At 33.1% G+C, this 18466-nt stretch carries 16 protein-coding genes; 2 read left to right on the forward strand and 14 right to left on the reverse strand.

What is annotated here, in order from left to right:
• Window positions 1-275: 275 nt before the first annotated feature.
• From rhaD to LK443_RS02105, 6 genes are all read right to left on the reverse strand, one after another.
• Entirely contained in the window at window positions 276-1109 is an 834-nt protein-coding gene (rhaD, locus tag LK443_RS02080) for a rhamnulose-1-phosphate aldolase (protein WP_227931940.1), read from the reverse strand.
• 537 nt (window positions 1110-1646) lie between these two features.
• Complete coding sequence (locus LK443_RS02085; protein WP_227931941.1) at window positions 1647-2987, reverse strand: PTS galactitol transporter subunit IIC; 1341 nt, start codon at window positions 2985-2987, stop codon at window positions 1647-1649.
• 10 nt (window positions 2988-2997) lie between these two features.
• The gene (locus LK443_RS02090) at window positions 2998-3276 is read right to left on the reverse strand and encodes a PTS sugar transporter subunit IIB (protein ID WP_006703663.1); all 279 of its coding nucleotides are present in this window, start codon (window positions 3274-3276) and stop codon (window positions 2998-3000) included.
• Window positions 3273-3752 (reverse strand): PTS sugar transporter subunit IIA, encoded by a 480-nt coding sequence (locus LK443_RS02095; RefSeq protein WP_227931942.1) that lies wholly within the window; start codon window positions 3750-3752, stop codon window positions 3273-3275. The genes LK443_RS02090 and LK443_RS02095 overlap by 4 nt, the downstream gene beginning before the upstream one ends.
• A gap of 11 nt (window positions 3753-3763) precedes the next feature.
• Entirely contained in the window at window positions 3764-5695 is a 1932-nt protein-coding gene (locus LK443_RS02100; protein WP_227931943.1) for a BglG family transcription antiterminator, read from the reverse strand.
• Window positions 5696-5971: 276 nt separating this feature from the next.
• On the reverse strand, window positions 5972-8611 hold the full coding sequence (locus LK443_RS02105) for a YhgE/Pip family protein (RefSeq protein WP_227931944.1): 2640 nt from the start codon (window positions 8609-8611) through the stop codon (window positions 5972-5974).
• A gap of 129 nt (window positions 8612-8740) precedes the next feature.
• Here LK443_RS02105 and LK443_RS02110 point away from each other — a divergent pair, with 129 nt between their 5' ends.
• Complete coding sequence (locus tag LK443_RS02110; protein ID WP_227931945.1) at window positions 8741-9298, forward strand: TetR/AcrR family transcriptional regulator; 558 nt, start codon at window positions 8741-8743, stop codon at window positions 9296-9298.
• A gap of 90 nt (window positions 9299-9388) precedes the next feature.
• On the opposite strand, the gene LK443_RS02115 is transcribed toward LK443_RS02110, so the two are convergent.
• The 5 genes from LK443_RS02115 to LK443_RS02135 form a co-directional block, all read right to left on the reverse strand.
• The gene (locus LK443_RS02115) at window positions 9389-10909 is read right to left on the reverse strand and encodes an ABC transporter permease/substrate-binding protein (RefSeq protein ID WP_227931946.1); all 1521 of its coding nucleotides are present in this window, start codon (window positions 10907-10909) and stop codon (window positions 9389-9391) included.
• Window positions 10902-11633 (reverse strand): ABC transporter ATP-binding protein, encoded by a 732-nt coding sequence (locus LK443_RS02120; protein ID WP_227931947.1) that lies wholly within the window; start codon window positions 11631-11633, stop codon window positions 10902-10904. The genes LK443_RS02115 and LK443_RS02120 overlap by 8 nt, the downstream gene beginning before the upstream one ends.
• A 55-nt stretch (window positions 11634-11688) precedes the next feature.
• Window positions 11689-12138 (reverse strand): MarR family winged helix-turn-helix transcriptional regulator, encoded by a 450-nt coding sequence (locus LK443_RS02125; RefSeq protein WP_227931948.1) that lies wholly within the window; start codon window positions 12136-12138, stop codon window positions 11689-11691.
• A 137-nt stretch (window positions 12139-12275) separates the two neighbouring features.
• Complete coding sequence (locus tag LK443_RS02130) at window positions 12276-13631, reverse strand: hypothetical protein (protein WP_227931949.1); 1356 nt, start codon at window positions 13629-13631, stop codon at window positions 12276-12278.
• Between the two features lie 13 nt (window positions 13632-13644).
• Window positions 13645-14505 carry a methyltransferase domain-containing protein gene (locus LK443_RS02135; protein ID WP_227931950.1) on the reverse strand — a complete coding sequence of 287 codons (861 nt, stop codon included), beginning with the start codon at window positions 14503-14505 and terminating at the stop codon, window positions 13645-13647.
• Between the two features lie 181 nt (window positions 14506-14686).
• Between LK443_RS02135 and LK443_RS02140 the strand changes: the two genes are divergently transcribed.
• The gene (locus LK443_RS02140) at window positions 14687-15829 is read left to right on the forward strand and encodes a CobW family GTP-binding protein (protein ID WP_227931951.1); all 1143 of its coding nucleotides are present in this window, start codon (window positions 14687-14689) and stop codon (window positions 15827-15829) included.
• A gap of 313 nt (window positions 15830-16142) precedes the next feature.
• Here the strand turns inward: LK443_RS02140 and LK443_RS02145 are convergent, their stop codons facing one another.
• From LK443_RS02145 to LK443_RS02155, 3 genes are all read right to left on the reverse strand, one after another.
• Window positions 16143-16781 (reverse strand): hypothetical protein, encoded by a 639-nt coding sequence (locus LK443_RS02145; protein WP_227931952.1) that lies wholly within the window; start codon window positions 16779-16781, stop codon window positions 16143-16145.
• A gap of 26 nt (window positions 16782-16807) precedes the next feature.
• Window positions 16808-17731, reverse strand: coding sequence for a flotillin-like protein FloA (floA, locus tag LK443_RS02150; RefSeq protein ID WP_265416438.1), 924 nt, complete (start codon window positions 17729-17731; stop codon window positions 16808-16810).
• A gap of 92 nt (window positions 17732-17823) precedes the next feature.
• The gene (locus LK443_RS02155; RefSeq protein WP_227931954.1) at window positions 17824-18465 is read right to left on the reverse strand and encodes an NfeD family protein; all 642 of its coding nucleotides are present in this window, start codon (window positions 18463-18465) and stop codon (window positions 17824-17826) included.
• Between the last annotated feature and the right edge of the window lies 1 nt (window position 18466).

Consider the following 18466-nt stretch of genomic DNA (forward strand, 5'->3'; position numbering starts at 1 on the left):
GTAAATTTTAAAATTTAATCATTACCTCCAACAAACAAAAAATATCTACCTTCACCATATCATATCACTAAAAAGTTATACGAAATCTGATACTTATATCTATTAGAGAAATCCTCTTTTGATTTTTGAATCTATCTTAATCAAAACTTGGATTTCTCTTTTTTTATGAAAAATCCTAATAGTAACAATTCAACTTCATCAATGAAGTTATTAAATAACCTACTAGAAACTAAAAAAACCTGCTGGATTTACCAACAGGTTAGGAAGTGGTTAAATTAATCTAAATATCTTTCTGGTACTTTTAGAACTGCGCAGACTTTCTTCAAATCTTCTTTTGAAAGAACATTGCTTTCATAAATGCTCTTACCACTAACTCTTTGAACATCTAATGCAATATGGGCTGCTTTATCAGCAGTTTCAATTAAGCCGAAGCAATCTTGATAATCTACACCAGTAGAAAGAACTCCGTGTTTACTCCAAACAACTAAACGGTGAGTTTCTAATTCTTTAGCTGTAGCAGAACCAATTTGTTGAGTTCCTGGCACTTCCCAAGGTAGAACAGCGATTCCATCAGGGAATACTACGATTGATTCAGTTAACACTGACCATAAATCTAATGATAAAGATTCAGTTGTTACATCATTTAATAAGCAGTAAGTTACAACATTTGTTGCATGATTATGAATGACTACTCTATGATTTGGATTTTGTTTTAATCTAGCTGCATGAGACAATACATGCATGAAGATTTCACTTGTAGGACGTTTTCCTGTAACAAAACCTGCAACTACTTGATAACCTTTATCTGTTAATTGAATGATACCAGTATCCGCATGTGGTTGTGAATGTAATGTTCTAAAATGACTTCCAGAAGCTGTAATTAAAATATATTCTCCTCTTACGTGTTCTGGAACATCTAAAACTTCCACTTCTTTTCTATTTTCAGTATAGTACGTATATTCTGTACCAGCCAAGCTGCTTTCAAGATTTTCAGCTTCTTCAGCTGTCAAACGATAACTAACATTTCCACCGTTATATTCGTCCCAGCCTTTATTCCACATATCATATGTCACTTGACATAATCCTTCAATAAATTTAGGATACCCCATAATTATTCCCCTTCTTTAACTGTAATATTTTTCAGCCGTACCTGAAAAAATTCTTTTGTTTATCCAACATAATAGTAACCGTTTTCTTGACTGCCGTCAACCGAATTTGTTTATTTTTTAATAATTTATTTGTGATTTATCGCAATGGTTTATTATTATGAGTTTTTACTGATAATAAGTATTTCATTCAACAAATTACATAAACGATTTTCTAATCTGTTTTCTACAAAAAGAACGGATCCCTATAATGAGATCAATTCCTTTATTTCTTCAAATTTTTCCCATTCAACCGATTTTAAATTCATTAATTTTTCTGTTCTATCCATGTCTGAGTCAGATTTTAAAAAACTTATTTTATTCACGACTCTTTTTTCATGTTACGGATTTTTTTATCTGCTTTCGTCAAAATCCTTGAATATATTTTTCTTATCCAAGTAGATTGCAACAGGTAAAATGAAAACCGTTAACCAAATGAGTTGAGAAATGATAGAATAGACAAATAGTATTCCTAATACTAAAACAAGCAACTTTTTCATTCTATTCGCCTGCTTCTAATGCTTCATTATATTTCTTTCTATCTTTTAATAGCCATACATAAAGAGCTAACCATACAACTCCTAATACAATAGCAACAACATCACCATTAAATCCATTTGCTAAAATATAACGAATGTCTGGACCTTCAAAAGTTGCCCATGAAATTAAACCGCTTTGATTTAATGTTTTTGTTTCTGCTGCTAAACGAGTCATATATGGAGTGAAATAAGTTGCTCCATATAAGAATAAAGGAGTAGAAATTAACCCATGAATAATCATTCTTAACACATTACCATTTGTTAACAATAGAGCTCCTACAACAAATGATAAATTAATAATACCTGCAAAAGGTAATACAATATTATTCGGTAAAACGATAGATCCTACTAAAAGGAATGGGATTGTAAAGATAACTGCTACCCATAATTCATTACGTCCACCAAGTACTGGCCAGTCTAAACCGATATAAACTTCACGATCTTCAAATTTTTCACGCATGAAGTCAGATACTGCTTCTGAAATTGGTGATAAAGCTTGAGAGAATAATTTTGATACCATTGGGAATAAAGTTAAAGCTGTTGCAGCTTGAACTGAAAGAGTTAATGCGTATTTAATACCATTACCTGATGCAGCTCCTAAAGCAAATCCAATAATAGCTCCCATTACTGCATTTTCTCCAAATACTCCAATTTTTTCTTTCAATGTATCAGCATCAAATTGTTTATTTAAAAGAGGAATTTTTTTCAACAATTCATCAATTGGATGTAAAATTACTGCAATCAGACAAATAAAGTGAGGTACTGTAATCCCTGGAACTCCAGTTAATCGTTCTACTTCTGGTGCAAACACATCTCCAAGTTTTAGTTCTAATACAATCATAATAGCTGCTGCAATAAATCCTAAGAAAATGTTATTTGTAAAGTACGTTACAATTACTGCTGTAAAAATTTTATTCCAAACATTCCATAAGTCTACATTTAACGTTTTTGTTTGTTTAGTCACTAACATAATGAAGTTAATCGCTAATTGTAATGGGAACACTAAGAAAGCATATGGCCAAGCCCAGCTAATTGCTGCAGCTCCAGGCCAACCAATATCAACTGCTGGTAAACTTAATCCAGTATGAGTTGTTAAATCATTTGCTGCTGCACCCATACTTGTCATGATAAAGTTTACAAGAATTCCCATACCTGTAAATGCAATCCCTAGAGTTAACGCTGCTGTGAAAGCTTCTCTGAACTTCATTTTCATTGCTAATCCAACAATTAACATTAGAAATGGAACAAATACTGCAGCTCCTAAATCCAAAATATATTGAATAACTACTTGTAAAGTCTCCATAATTTTCCTCCTAACTATTTAAGAAATCTATAATTTTTTGTAACTCTTGTTTTTGACCCATTCCTGTTAAAAATGCAATTCCATTAAATACTGGAACCCCATAGTCTTTTTTTGCTTTAACAATTGAAATATATCCATCTGCTGATTTTAAATGCATTTCTAATGCCTTCATATCTACAGCTTCAATCTCGCAAGGCACATTTGCTTCTTTTAATAATCTTTCAACTTTTGATGCTACTGTTTGAGAAGTAGCCACTCCTGATCCACATGCAACAATTAATTTTTTCATAACTCTTCCTCCATTTCTACTGTTACAAATAATTGATAAACTTCTTCTTCCGATTTTGCATTTTGTAATTTTGTAATAAATTCATCTTGTCCAAAAATATTCATTAGTTCAACTAACAAACCTGTTTGATTTTTTGGTTCAGAAATTCCTAATACAATTACAAAATTTACAGGAACCTCTTCATCTGATGTACCCATCTGAATAAAAGTTATAGGTTTTGATAATTTTACAATGTAAATAAACGGTTTTTTCACATACTCACTATACGTATGCGGAATTGCTACTGCTGTTTTTTCTAATCTTAATCCTGTTGGAAATTCCTCCTCTCTTTCCACAATTGCAGATGAAAATCCATCTGTTACAAACCCTTTATCAAACAAAGTTTTAGACAATTTTTGAAGCAATTCTTTTTTGTCTTCACCCACTCCTTCTAAATTAATTAATTGTTTATTGACTAACTGTGATATAATTGTCATTTTTTCACTCCTTATAATATTGATTCAAAGTTAGCTTCCGAAAATAATGCTGTTATAAAACTTTCATGATTTTCGCTCTCCCATAAATTTTGTATATAAGAAGAACTATCAATCTTAGAGTAAATAACTTTTAAAGCATCTTTATAAAATTCCAATTCCTTTTCCGCAATTGCAATTAGCATTACGACTTTCACTAAATTTTGTCCCCAATAAATTGGTTTCTCTAATGTCATCATAATTAATTCACTAGTATGAACTTCTTTTGGATTTGCATGAGGAAGTGCTATACCTGTGTAAGTACTTGTAATTCCTAAATTTTCTCTATGGCGTATAGTCTTTTCAAATTTTATATTCTCAAGATTTTTCTCATCAGCCAATTGGATAATTTTTGACAAACACTTATCTACGCTGCTTACTTTTTCTCTAATATATATCGATTTTCCAAGTAATTTTTTGATGAGTCGATTCGTATATTCTTCATCATTTTTCGTTAAAAAGTTATATTGTGTTCGCTCCATTGTATTGGCTAAAAATTTTCTTTGGATTTTTAGTAAATCATCTTCTTTCATAATCGTTCCAACATGTATATACGGAAACGATACATTCTTTAATTCCACAGAACTAATCACTAAGTCGTTTATACTGATATCTAAAGAACTTGCTTTGGAATATTCAACTTTATGAATATGTTCATACTGACCTGTCACTTTTCTAACTTGATTCAATAATAATTCCGATGTTGCTAAACTATGTGGGCATATCACATAGATATTCATTGGTTTTTTTATCTTTTCTACTGATATCTCCAAATGTATGGTTAAAAGTGCTGCTTCATTATCTGTTAATTCAACATTGAAATTATTCTTAAAAACTTTTCCTGATAACCAAACAAAGTTATACAAGACTCCATACTGATACTTAATTTCTTCCATCAAATCACTTTTCAAATGAATTTTATTTCGCAATCTCATAACCATTGCTGGGATATGATTGATTAACATTCCTCTTAAATAATCGTCTTGCTCAAAGTGAATACCCGCTAGCTCACCAACTAAAGCTATAAATTCATCTACTGTTTTCTCAATTTGAGTATTGGACTCTAAATAAGTATTTTCATAATTCCCAATAGTAATTAAGCTCTGAGAAAGAGAAATGATTTCCTTCTCGGCAACTTCTTTTCCAGAAACTTCATTCAATAAATCTCTAGCTAACAAGTATGTTTCAATTATTTTAGGATTATTGCTATCTAAATCATTTTGTTGTTCTATAAAATATCCGTGTTTCCAACGAATATCGAAAATGACCAAGTCCATTAATAAATAATGACGATATTCATAACAAACTAAAAATTTATATTTTTCTAACAACTGATTCATAATTTGGATAATTTCTTGAACTCTATTCTGATTAATACATCCATAATTCGATAATCCTGTTAAATTAAAATGAATTAATCCACTTAACAGCTTATTACGAAAGAATTTTCTAATATTGTCTTCCAAACCATCCAATGAAATTTTCCCTTGATGTTTAATCAATCTGATTCCATTCTTGTTAATTTCTTTTTCCAGTTCATGAATTTCTCTTCTTATAGTTGATTCACTCGTGAAATTTTCAATGGAATAATCTAAAATATCAATTTCATTTTTCAGTATAAATGTAGATAATAGTTTATACTCTTCATTTTGCTTATTTGTTGTTTGAGAAACTTGAAAAGTTTTCTTCAATTGTTCTTTATATTTTTCATCTATTTCAATATAAATCCCCGTACTAGGTTTTTTCTTTATTTCTGAAGAAAAAGCTTTTAAATATTGATTAATTACTGAAATATCATTGTAAATCGTTTTAGTGGAAACCAGATACTGTTGAGCTAACACCTTCCCCGTAACAGGATCGTTTTCTTGAATTAACCGATTCAATAGATCTACCTGTCTATTATTCATTAAAATCACCCTCCAACCATTTCCACATTTCCATTTTAAACCGCTTGCAAAAATATATTAAGTCAACTTTTTTCCAGAACATTGTGGAAGTTTTATTTTCCACTCGTAAAATTACAAATTTCGATTATAGAAATGCAGAATTTATTTTCTATTATTTTCCTACTTTATCCCTTCTTAATCAATACCTCCCATCAAATTTGTAAATCAAAATATAAAAAACGACTTTTAACTATTAGAAAAAATCTAATAGTAAAAGTCGTTAATTTATCCTAAATTCTACTCTTCCCCCACACCAGGTCGATACGCAATAACTCCTAATCCCATAAAGATGACTAACGTCACAATTAAGAATATTACTTGTTCCTGAATCGTTCCTGTCATCGAAATCGTTTGTCGTAATCCTGATACTGAATAACTCATTGGAAGCCATGGATTGATACTCTTGAAGAAATCATTCGTCAATGCAAGTGGATAAGTTCCTGCACTTGAGGCTAATTGTAATAATAAGAGTATTAATGAGAAGAATGCTCCCACACGAGAGTTCCATGTTGTTAATGCCGTTACCATTGCCATAAATGTGATGCTCGCTAATACAATAAGAAATAATGTTTTCATTTCATGGACTGCTGTTAATCCAATAGCATGTACTCCAGCATAAACAAGTATTCCTGCTAACACCGCAATAATTCCATTAATTTCTAAACGAGCTTTAAACCAAACCCAACGTGTTTCTGGATGTCTTCCAGATGGTAGTTTTGCAAAGATCATATTCGTTGATAATGCTGCCACAAACAATGCAACAGAAATCATATATGGAGCCATCGCAATTCCGTTAACTGCTACGGCATCATGATCTGTTTTTGATAATGCCAATGGATTGGATAAAGTTTTCGCATTTGTTTCTTCTGTCGAAGCTAATGCTAATTGTTCATTTGCATCCATTAACCCACTACTTAATGTAGTGACTCCATCATATAAAGTTTCCAATCCAGTTGAAAGAGTATTTCCTCCATCAGCAAGTTTTTCTGAACCTTCTGCAATTTTTTGTGATCCATCCGTTAATTTAGAAGAACCCGAAAGGAGTTGCTCAGATTTTTGATTTAACTGACTTGTTCCTGATTGTAAGGTAGTCATTCCAGATACTAATTCTGAAGATTTTTGATTTAATTGATTACTTCCAGAAGAAATTTTTTCAATGTTTGTGACTAGTTCAGGAGCTTTTTGTGCCAATTGTCCGACTCCGGAAGTTAAAGTTGAAGATTTTTTGGCCAATTGAGAAGAACCTGACGCTAACTGACTGACACTACCGTTTAAAGTACTGTTTTTAGAGCTTAAATTCTTGGCTCCTTGGGCAACTTTATCCACTCCACTTGTATAAACACCTACACCACTTTGAATAGCTTGGCTAGCTGGAACTAGTTGTTGACTTACTGCTGTCTGTAATGTCCCAATTCCTCCTGTTAATTGAGTTAATGACGTAGAGGCTAATGGCAACACTTGTCCTGCTGCAGATTGTAATTTAGCAACACTTTCCGCTTGAGATTTTGCATTTTCCAAATTCTCTTTTAATTCTTGAATCGTCAATAAAATTTCTTTTGCAGCTTGCACACTCGTATTCGTTTGATTTGATACAGCTTTTGTTAATTCTGCTTGTTGTTCCGCACTTAAAGTACTATACGCATTTGTTGATTGAATGGCTGTTAACGCAGCTTGACTATTCTCCTTTACACTTTGTGCTGAAGCAGCAATTGTAGATAAAGCATTCGTTACTTCACCCATTAATGCTGTACTTCCAGTTGCATTCGCTGATTGAATGGCTTGATTTAATTGATCTAAACCAGCTGCCAATTGAGAAACTTGACTACTCTTTTGTGCAGATGCCTCTAATTGACTCGATAATTGCTGAATTCCTTGATTTAATTGTTGAACTCCATTTCGCAAAGTTTCTGATTGCCCTGCCAATTGACTCGCCCCTGAAGATAAGCTATCCACTCCAGAAGTGTATGCTTGAACTCCACTAGATAATTGATTCAACCCGAAGTCTAGTTTTACCACTCCTCCAGCATACGCTTGAACCCCGTCGTTTAATTGTTGGATTCCAGATGCTAATTCTGGAGTTTTAGAAGATAATTGATTTAAGCCATTATCTAACTGAGAAACAGCTCCTGTGTAAGTTAACAATCCATTATGGAAGCTTACTACACCTGAATCGATTTTTTTAACAGCATCTGTATAAGTCGTTAATCCACTCGTAAATTGCTCTGCTCCATTTGAAAAAGTAACACTTGATTGAGCTAAAGTTTGTAAATTAGTTGCTAATTGTTGGCTTCCCTCTTTTAATTGATTGGAACCTGAAGCAAGAGTTTGACTTCCTTGCGAAGCTTGTTCCATTCCATCTTTTAAAATGCCCATTTTTTCAAATAAAGCTTTTGCATAAGTTTCTGTCACGTTTTTCGCAACAGTTTGCCTTAATTGAACCATTGCTGAATCACTCATTTTACTAGCGATAAAACTATGACCACTAGAAGTTTGGTAATCAATATTCATTTGTTCTGGATGATTCGTTAAAATCGATGCAGCTTTTTGGGATAAATCACTAGGTAATGTCACGACCATATAATAAGTCCCATCTTCTAGTCCTTCTATCCCTTCTTCTTCTGTTACAAAATGAAAATTCAACGCATCATTATCTTTCAAATTCGAAACCATATCTTCACCAATATTCATCGACTCTCCATTATACGAAGCAGCCTGGTCTTTATTGACAACTGCTACTGGTAATTCAGATAACTTTCCATATGGATCCCACATAGAAGATAAAAATATAATGTTATATAAAGCTGGAATCAGTGCAATTCCTACCATCACAATAATAAAAGTTGGTTTTTTCAAAATGGCTTTCCATTCTCTAAACATATAACTCCTCTTTTCTGTACACACTGTCTAATTTTTGATAAAATAGATTATACATCAGTAAAAACAGATATCAAGCAATAAAATTCATTTTTAGACACAGTGTGTAAAAATGTTTATAAAGGAGATATTATGACAGAGAGTAATAAACGACAAAAAACAAAACAAGCCATTGAAAATGCCATGGTACACTTACTAGCAGAACAGCCTTTCGATCAAATTAGTACGGTAAAATTAGCCGAAGAAGCCGGAATCAGCCGTTCTAGTTTTTATACGCATTACAAAGATAAGTACGACATGATTGATCACTACCAAAGTCGACTTTTTCATACGCTAGAATATATATTTGGGAAATGTGCTGATAACAAACAGCAAGTTCTTTTAGAAATTTTTGAATATTTACAGTCTGAGCCTCTTTTAGCCGCATTATTATCTGAAAATGGAACAAAAGAAATTCAAAATTTTCTTCGCAATAAATTGCTTATTTTACTAAAAACGGATATATTAACACGCTCTGCAAATCGCCCATTAAATGAAACAGATTTAGAATATTGTGGCGTTTATTTAGCCAATGCATTATTTGGTGTTTGTCAAACATGGATTGCTCACGGTAAAAAAGAAAGCCCTCAAGAAATAACAGACTTTTTATTCCCACTAACAAATGCCGTTAGTGAAGTTTTTTCTAAATAAACACGAAAAAGGCATAAATCATACGATCAAGATTTACGCCTTTCTTTTTTTGACGTTTTTAAAAGCAAGAAGATTTTTTTCTTGTCTTTCTCACCGTTTTAATAGATTAACCTTCACTAAATATTCTCTAGCAACTTCTTCAGCAGGTCTTCCATTTGCACCTACTTCAAAGTTCATTTGACTCATTTCTTCTTCAGAAATTTTTCCAGCTAATTGATTTAAGACTCCTTCTAACTCAGGATGTTTTTTCAACAATTCTTGTTTCATTAGAGGAGCCCCTTGATACGGTGGGAATAATTGTTTATCATCCTCTAATACTTTTAATTGGTAACGTGAAATTTCTGCATCTGTTGAATAAGCATCTGTAACTTGAATATCACCAGATTGAATCGCTTGATAACGTAATGCAGGTTCCATTGTAGCTACATCCAATTGTAAGCCATACATACTTTGCAATCCTTTATTTCCGTCTTCACGATCATTAAATTCTAGTGTAAATCCAACTTTTAATGGACGATTCACTTTTTTTAAATCAGAAATTTTTGTTAATTTTTCATCTTCTGCTAGTTGTTTTGGTACGGCAACTGCATAAGTATTTTGATACGCCATTGGTTTTAAAAATACAAAACCATCTTGTTCTAAAATTCCTTTACGAGCTACTTCGTACACTTCTTCAGGTTCATGACTTACTTTAGGTTTATTCTTCAATAAACTTTCTGTAATCGTTCCTGAAAATTCTGGGTAAATATCAATATCTCCCTTTTTCAATGCTTCATATAAAAAATTCGTCTTTCCGAAGTTTGGCTTTACTTCGACTTTTAATCTTGTTTGATCTTCAATTAATAACTTATACATATTCATCAAAATCTCAGGTTCTGCTCCTAATTTCCCTGCAATCACTAGTTTATCTGATGTTTGCATTTTAACAATTGTTGGAGCATAAGAAGCTCCTAATCCAATCATTAAGACTACAAAGGCTGCCAAAATCGTTCTTAATTTTGCAGTTTCCATCCATTTCAATAAGAAGTTGAATAAAATTGCTAAAATTGCAGCAGAAATAGCACCAATCAAGATTAAACTTGAATTATTTCGATCAATTCCTAATAAAATAAAGCTTCCTAATCCCCCTGCACCAATTAATGCTGCTAAAGTCGCTGTTCCAATAATGAACACCGCTGCAGTACGAATCCCCGACATCATTACAGGCATTGCTATGGCAATTTCAAATTTTTTAAGACGTTCAAACTTTGTCATTCCAAACGCAATTCCTGCTTCAACTAAACTTTCATCAATTCCTTGTAGCCCTGTAATTGTATTTTGTAAAATCGGGAATAGCGCATATAACACTAAAGTCGTTAAGGCTGGCAATGTTCCAATTCCCATTAATGGAATAAATAATCCAATTAACGCTAAAGATGGTAATGTTTGAATAATTCCTGCAATTTGTAATAAAAATCCAGAAACCTTTTTCGATGGACTCACTAATACTGCAATAGGAATAGCAAGGACTACTGCTAATAATAAGGCTAATAACGAAAGTTGAAGGTGTTGCCCAAGGGATAACAGCCACTCACTATTTCTCTCTTGAAATGTTCGAATGAATTCATTCATGATGTTCTCCCCCTTTAAATAATTCTTTGACAAACTCATTAGCAGGTTGCGTTTGAATTTCATAAGGAGTAGCTACTTGTACAATTTCTCCATCTTTTAATACAGCAATTCTATCAGCTAATTTTACGGCTTCATCTGTATCATGTGTGACAAATAAAGTTGTCATTTTAAATTCTTGATGCAGTTGTTTTGTTAAATCTTGTAATTGTTTACGGCTAATGGCATCTAATGCCGAAAAAGGTTCATCCATTAATAATATTTTTGGAGTCGCAATAATAGCCCGAACAATTCCTACTCGTTGTTGTTCTCCTCCGGATAATTCTTTTGGATAACGATGTGCATCATCTTCAAAAGAAAGTCCTACTTTTTCTAATAATACCCTCGTTTGTTCTTGAATTTGTTCTTTTTTCCAACCTTTCATCTCAGGAATTAAAGCAATATTTTCTGCCACTGTTAAATTTGGAAAAAGTGCAATTTGTTGCAAAACATATCCAGTTTCTAATCGTAATTCTCGTTGATGATGATCTTTAATCCGTTTTTCATTTAAGTAAATATTTCCATCTGTCGGTTCAATTAATTGGTTAATCATTTTCATCATCGTTGTCTTCCCTGAACCAGATGGTCCCACTAACACCATAAATTCACCATCTTCAATGCGTAAATTAACATTTTTTAAGACAGGTTTTTCTTCATAGCGTAATGCTACATTTTTGTATTCAATCATTTTACCTTCTTCTTTTAGTAAAAGCAGATTGTATCAACAAACGGCTCCTCTAATTTTACTCCTGTTCTCCATCTTTTAAATTTTGCAGAATTCGATTTAAATAGTTTTCTACTTGTACAATTTCTTCTTCCTTAAATCCTGCATAGAAGATTTTTCCTAATTCACGGCTAACTTTTTCTCCAATTTCTTTTTGAGATTTTCCTAATTCCGTTAAATTCACATATTTTCTACGTTTATCTTTCGGACAATCTTGCATACAAACTAAGCCTTGTTCTTCTAATTTTTTTAGCATACTTGTTAATGTGTTGTTCGCTAAACCTGTTCTACAGCTCAATTCTGTACATGTAATATACCCATCAGTATCATTCCATAAAACAGACAGTATTTTTTCTTGTTCACTTCTAAAAAGAGCATCCGGTTCTTTACTCAATAGTTTTTGATAAAGTCTTCCATTTAATAAACGAATATGGTGAATGAAACATCCCCCATTCTTTTTACCATCCATGCCATTTATTTCCCTTCGTTTTTTATTTCTATATAGAACTATATTCTTTTTTATCTACTTTGTCAATTACTTTTATATAAAAATTCTATAAAAGCACAAAAAAGAGCGTTCTGACTCGAACACTCCTCTTCCATTCATTAATCTACTTTTTTCATTTCTTCAAACATTTCATCATTAACATAACAGCCAAGAGCTGGGTTTTCTGATGGGTTAATCACTACATCGAAAGCTTTTGTTACTTGCGATAACGTCTGAATCATTCCACTCCAGCTTTCATCATAAATTTGTCTCAATCTCTTCCAATCTGTATAGAAGACCATTGCTTCTTTTTCATCTTTCCCTGGTAGAATCGCAATATTCATTTTTTCTCCAGATTGTAAGTCAATTTGAGCATTTGAATCTGCATTTTCTAATTTAATTGGTGTTAAAAATTTTGCTTTTGGTAATTCTAAGCATAAGAAACGATAGTATAATCCGTGCATAATTTTTTGTTCTTCTGTTTGTGGCATTCCTAATTGACCTAATAACAAGATCCATCTCATGGTGTCAGGATTTGTAACTGGAATATCTTCTTCTGCTACTCCTGTATAATCAGGTGCTACAATAATTCCTTCTGCAGCAAGAGATGTTTGTTCTGTTACAAGATGGACTCCTGTCGCTCCGTTTTGGTAGAAAGTTTCTAAGAAGAAATTCTCAATTCCTTTTCCATCTTCTCCTTTTTGAATACGACGTAATTCAAAAATGTCTGTATCTGCAAATCGAGAAGCTAGCCTTTCTTCATACGCTACTGGAGCGACAAAAATCATTGGCGAACTGCAAATAAAGCCACCTTCTTCTCTTTGTTGTGTTTGAGAGAATAAATAAGGTTCTTCTGTTTTTTTAGAATAAACCGTTACTAACTCATCTGCTTGTAATAATTTATCTCGCACGGCAATCATTAATTGTTCAATCTTGCCGACATTTGCAGTATGCTCTTCTAGTGTTTCTTGTGAAGCATTCATATGACAGTATAGTAAAAATACACGTGCAATTTCTGATAAATCCGCTAAGCTTAAGGTCTCAATATCTCTTTGTGTTAAAACACCTTCTTGACGTCCCACAAAGACATTTCCTAATGTATTAACAAATGTTTTATAGATTTCTTCCTTCTCGGCACCTTCTTCATGTAACACCGTTCCTTTTTTAATACCTAAAGGCATCGCATCTTCTAACCAAAGAGCCACTGGTTCATCTGTTACTTCAAACACTTTTTCTCGCTGACCATTTTCCATTGCATAAATCGCAGAAGTTGTGACAGTTCCATTGTCATCTCCAAGATTTGTCAACCAAACAAAATCCCCTACTTTTAATGTTCCTTCGACATTTCCTGTTACCACTAAATCTAGAGAGTCATCACTAATTTTATAGACATCTTCTACCCCTAATTTGAATATTGGTTTGTCTTGAGCGGTTGCTTCTGTTTCTTGTTTTTTAAATAAATCTTTTAATCCCATTTTCTTTCCTCCGTTAATTCTTTTCTCCAACTAATATCCATAAATGAACTGTAATTGTTTCTAAAGGATGATTTTTACTATATTCCTGATCTTCAATACTCGCTCCCCAATATAAAGGAGTCATTTGTAATAAGTGTTCATACATTTCTTTTGTCAGTGTCACTTGATAGGAAACTTCCTTCATCTTCATAGATGGATATTCTTGTTTAAATCGTTCTACAATATCCTTATTAGAATAGTGTTGTTTTTCTTGATTACTTTTATATAATTGTTGTCTTAATTCAATTAAATAATTACTTCCAGGAATAATTTTAATTAATTTTCCTCCTAATGCTAATACACGGTTGAACTCCTTATAATTCGAAGGAGTTAACATATTTATAAGCGTGCAACAAGATTCATCCCCGAAAGGTAACTGGGCTAAATCTGCCACAATCCATAAAGCTTTTTGAGAATGATGATGACTAGCCGCTAAAATTCCTTCCTTGGCAATATCCATCCCTACTAAAGGAATCGTTTCTAAAAATGGCGATAAATAAGCAAGTGGGCTTCCTTCTCCACAACCAATATCAACCATTAGTTGATTCTCCTGTTTTGGAATAAGCGTCAAAACTTCGTCTAATAGCGGATTGAAGAAACCACTTTGCGCTAATTCATATCGATGCGTAAATAGCTCTGCATCATAATCCTCATTCGCTTTTTGTTTCATCAAATGGAGAGTTCCTTTTTTATTAATATCGAAACGATGACGGTTCATACAGACCATACTGTAGCCATCTACGCTTTCAATAGCAGAATGACAATAGGGACATGCAAATAACTGTTGATGTTTTTGTATAAACTCTCGACTCCAGTCGATTTTCTTTTGCATCATTCACACTCCTTCTCCATTTATTCCTGGTTTTCAGTATACCATAAAATTACTTTTCTGTTTGAGTTTCTTTCCTTCTCTAATAAAATAACCATTTTTTTATTTTGACATTTTTCCATGCAATGATACAATAGAAGAGAGTCGTAATTATACCGATTTAATGACATGAATGGAGGAAAACAAGATGAGTAGCAAAATTCCAGTAACCATTGTTAGCGGATTTTTAGGAGCAGGTAAAACCACGCTCATTAACAAAGTATTAAAAGAAAAACACGGCGAACATATTGCCGTAGTAATTAATGAATTTGGAGAAATTGGTGTCGACCATCAATTTGTATTAGATGTAGAAGAAGAAATTTATCAAATGGATAACGGCTGCTTATGTTGTACGCTTCGTACAGATATTGCAGACATGTTAAAATCTATTTTAATGGTCAAAGAACAAAACGGTATTAAAGTAGACCGTGTATTATTTGAAACAACTGGTTTAGCAGATCCTGCACCAATTGCTCAAACCTTTATCAATGTACCATTTTTAAATGAACACTTTATTTTAGACGCTGTTTTAACAGTTGTCGATTCAAAAAATTTCTTATATCAAACCACTCATCAAACCGAACCAGCAAAACAAGTTGGTTTTGCAGACAAAATCTTTATGTCTAAACATAGTTTAGTAGACGATACGATTTATGCAAAAGTAATTAGCGAAGTTCGTTCTATCAATCCTTTTGCTGAGATTCAAGATTTAGATGCTCGCCCAGTTGAAATGAAAGATATGTTTGGACTTGAATTATTCTATGCTTCTGAAAAGAAAATTTTGGAAATGCAAGAAAATTCTGAAGAAGAATATTGCGAAGCTTGTGGACATACTCATGCTCACGGGGAACATGATGAATACTGCGAAGAATGTGGTCACGCTCATGCTCACGGTGAACACGATCATGACCACCCCCACGATGAAGAACATCACCATGACCATAATCATGATCATCACCATCATGGACATCATCATCACAAACATCACCACCACAGTGGGATTAATTCATTTGTCATTGAAACAGAGAAACCTCTTGTTTTAGCTCATATTAACGAATGGTTGAATGAATTAGTTTATATTTATGGCCCTGAATTATATCGTTATAAAGGGATTTTAAGCGTGGAAGGGCTAGATTATCAAATCATTTTCCAAGGGGTTCAAATGAGTTTTGATATTTCTCGTGGACGTGATTGGAACGATACAGAGCGTAAGTCGACTTTAGTGTTTATTGGTAAAAACTTACCAGAAGATACATTAAGAGAAAGCTTTGTTGCTTGTACAAATAAATAAATTACGTAGAGTATGACATAAAACAGAAAAAACATTTCTTACTGTGAGACTGTGCAAAAAGTCTCACGGAGAAATGTTTTTTCTTTTTTTATTTTTTCCTCAAAATCTTCTCAATTTCTTATCGGAGTCTTCATATTATTTTCAAAATTTCACTCTATACTTTAGTCATTCCCAAATAAGAAATATTATCCTCCCAAGTTAAATATTTCAAAATCCTTTTTTCCACCGACTTTTGTGTCGGTGGTTTTTTATTGATTCTAAAACCCACACAAAAAAGGCTAAGCATTTCTACTTAGCCTTCTTTCTACGATTACTATCGCATACTTTTTGGTTTTGATAACACTTCACTTGCGACAATTGCTTTCTTCCATTGTAAGTGATGTTTCAATACTCGATTTTTCTTTATATAGTTTGTTGCACTTTTTACGGATTCCACCACTAATTCACCTTTTGAACCCATATGTTGAACTTCTTCTTCCTGTAATTGGATTGCTTCCATTTCTTCTACAAAAGCTCGAAGATGTTCTAATAATTCTTCTGGCAAATTCGGATTATTCAAATATAATCGTTTTAATTTTTCAGTATGAATTAATATAGCACTTCTTCTCATGCCATCAATTTCTTCTGAAGAAATAATCGACACTCTTTGAATGAGTTCCTTATCAAATACAGATAAAGAATAGTCCTCTGGTGAAAATTGTCGAAACACTTGTACCATTTTTAAAAATTGTTGTCTCATTTTCTCTGTATGAGATAATGTCGTTTTTGTTTCCGGCATTTCTTCTACGACAACATCTTCCACCTTTTGATTTTTGGAATGATGACGTTTAGACGAAATTGGTTTTTCTTGAAAAGAATGATTCAACCAATCGTGCAGTTGGTTCAATCCTTTTTCTTTACTCTTTATTTTTAAATTAAGATAACTAGCAGCAGACATGATCACAAGAATCAATACATACAAGAGAAAGAGTACAATATTCATGATTCACTCTCTACAGAAGATTTGCTAATCGCTTCTCTCATATCTGTATCCGATTGAATATTTTTCAATTGATAATAGTCCATGACTCCAAGTTTTCCATTACGAAGAGCTTCTGCCATCGCTAATGGAATTTGCGATTCAGCTTCTACAACTTTTGCACGCATCCGTTGTACTTCTGCTAACATTTCTTGTTCTTGCGCTACAGCAAGAGAACGACGTTCTTCAGCTTTAGCTTGTGCAATTTTCTTATCCGCTTCTGCTTGTTCTGCTTGTAATTTTGCTCCGATATTTCTACCGACATCAACATCTGCAATATCTATAGATAGAATTTCATACGCTGTACCTGCATCCAATCCTTTTCTCAAAATAGTTTGAGAAATAGAATCCGGATTTTCTAAGACTAATTTATGATGAGTTGCTGAACCAACTGTGGTAACAATCCCTTCACCAACACGGGCAATAATCGTTTCTTCACCAGCACCCCCAACTAATCGTTCAATATTGGCACGTACCGTTACTTTTGCTTTCGCTTGAACTTCAATCCCATCCATCGCAACCCCTGCAATAACTGGAGTTTCAATTACTTTTGGATTAACAGATACTTGAACAGCTTCAAATACATTTCTACCTGCCAAATCAATGGCAGCGGCTTGTTCAAATTCTAAGTCAATGTTGGCACGTTGTGCTGCAATTAACGCGTCAATGACTACATTGACATTCCCACCTGCTAGATAATGGGCTTCTAATTCATTAATATCGATTTTTAATCCTGCTTTTGTTGCTTTAATCATTGGACGGACAATATATTGAGGAGGTACTCGACGTAATCTCATCCCCACTAATGTGCCCACTCCAATTTTTACATCAGAAAAATACGCTGTGATCCATAACCCAATCGGTACAAATCTAAAAAATAACATGACTACTGTTAAAATTAGAAATAGTATCACAATGAGTCCAATCACTCCTGTTGGATTATTAAATAAACCTTTTTCTAACACTTTACTCCCTCCTACTCATTATTGTTCTCCAAAACTTGTACGACGATTTTACTTCCTTCTACTTTGACAACTTGTATCCTTGTATCTTCTGGAATAACAAATCCCGTACTGACAACATCAACGATTTCACCGTTTAGTTCAGCCTTTCCGCTTGGACGTAATACCGTCACTGTTTTTCCTGTTTGATTGACTAAATCGTCATATACTTTTGAGGTTGAATAGCCTTTTGATTTTTTTAGAGAAGAAAGTAATACTAATCCTTTCTTATGAGAAAAATGATTTCCTCTTTTTACCAATAAAACTAACAAGACGATTGCCAACAATAGTGACATTAAGATTAAAACGACTAAATCCATGACAGCCTGGTTTGCCCAGTACATCCCCCCTAATACTAATACCGTCCCTAGCACTCCTAAAGCTCCAATTCCTGGAATTAACACTTCAAATCCTAAAAATAGGAAACCAAATACAAATAGGATAATGACGAAGAAATTCCAGTATGGATGAAGGAAACTGTAGGTTGCAAAACTTATTCCTGTTACCACACTGCCTAATAAGTTCCATTTGGAGAACAAAGAAATGAAAACACCAATGACAGCTACTAACAGTAATAATAAGTCTACATACAAAAGACCACCCCCATTCGTTGCCATC

Source organism: Granulicatella elegans (assembly GCF_020735385.1).
GTDB lineage: Bacteria > Bacillota > Bacilli > Lactobacillales > Aerococcaceae > Granulicatella > Granulicatella elegans_B.

Coding starts and splice junctions, on each gene's coding strand:
- rhaD (WP_227931940.1), bottom strand. CDS start 1,109: ATGGGGTATCCTAAATTTATTGAAGGATTATGTCAAGTGACATATGAT.
- LK443_RS02130 (WP_227931949.1), bottom strand. CDS start 13,631: ATGGGATTAAAAGATTTATTTAAAAAACAAGAAACAGAAGCAACCGCT.
- LK443_RS02135 (WP_227931950.1), bottom strand. CDS start 14,505: ATGATGCAAAAGAAAATCGACTGGAGTCGAGAGTTTATACAAAAACAT.
- LK443_RS02095 (WP_227931942.1), bottom strand. CDS start 3,752: ATGACAATTATATCACAGTTAGTCAATAAACAATTAATTAATTTAGAA.
- LK443_RS02125 (WP_227931948.1), bottom strand. CDS start 12,138: ATGGATGGTAAAAAGAATGGGGGATGTTTCATTCACCATATTCGTTTA.
- LK443_RS02140 (WP_227931951.1), top strand. CDS start 14,687: ATGAGTAGCAAAATTCCAGTAACCATTGTTAGCGGATTTTTAGGAGCA.
- LK443_RS02105 (WP_227931944.1), bottom strand. CDS start 8,611: ATGTTTAGAGAATGGAAAGCCATTTTGAAAAAACCAACTTTTATTATT.
- LK443_RS02120 (WP_227931947.1), bottom strand. CDS start 11,633: ATGATTGAATACAAAAATGTAGCATTACGCTATGAAGAAAAACCTGTC.
- LK443_RS02100 (WP_227931943.1), bottom strand. CDS start 5,695: ATGAATAATAGACAGGTAGATCTATTGAATCGGTTAATTCAAGAAAAC.
- LK443_RS02090 (WP_006703663.1), bottom strand. CDS start 3,276: ATGAAAAAATTAATTGTTGCATGTGGATCAGGAGTGGCTACTTCTCAA.
- LK443_RS02110 (WP_227931945.1), top strand. CDS start 8,741: ATGACAGAGAGTAATAAACGACAAAAAACAAAACAAGCCATTGAAAAT.
- LK443_RS02115 (WP_227931946.1), bottom strand. CDS start 10,909: ATGAATGAATTCATTCGAACATTTCAAGAGAGAAATAGTGAGTGGCTG.
- LK443_RS02155 (WP_227931954.1), bottom strand. CDS start 18,465: ATGGCAACGAATGGGGGTGGTCTTTTGTATGTAGACTTATTATTACTG.
- floA (WP_265416438.1), bottom strand. CDS start 17,731: ATGTTATTTTTTAGATTTGTACCGATTGGGTTATGGATCACAGCGTAT.
- LK443_RS02085 (WP_227931941.1), bottom strand. CDS start 2,987: ATGGAGACTTTACAAGTAGTTATTCAATATATTTTGGATTTAGGAGCT.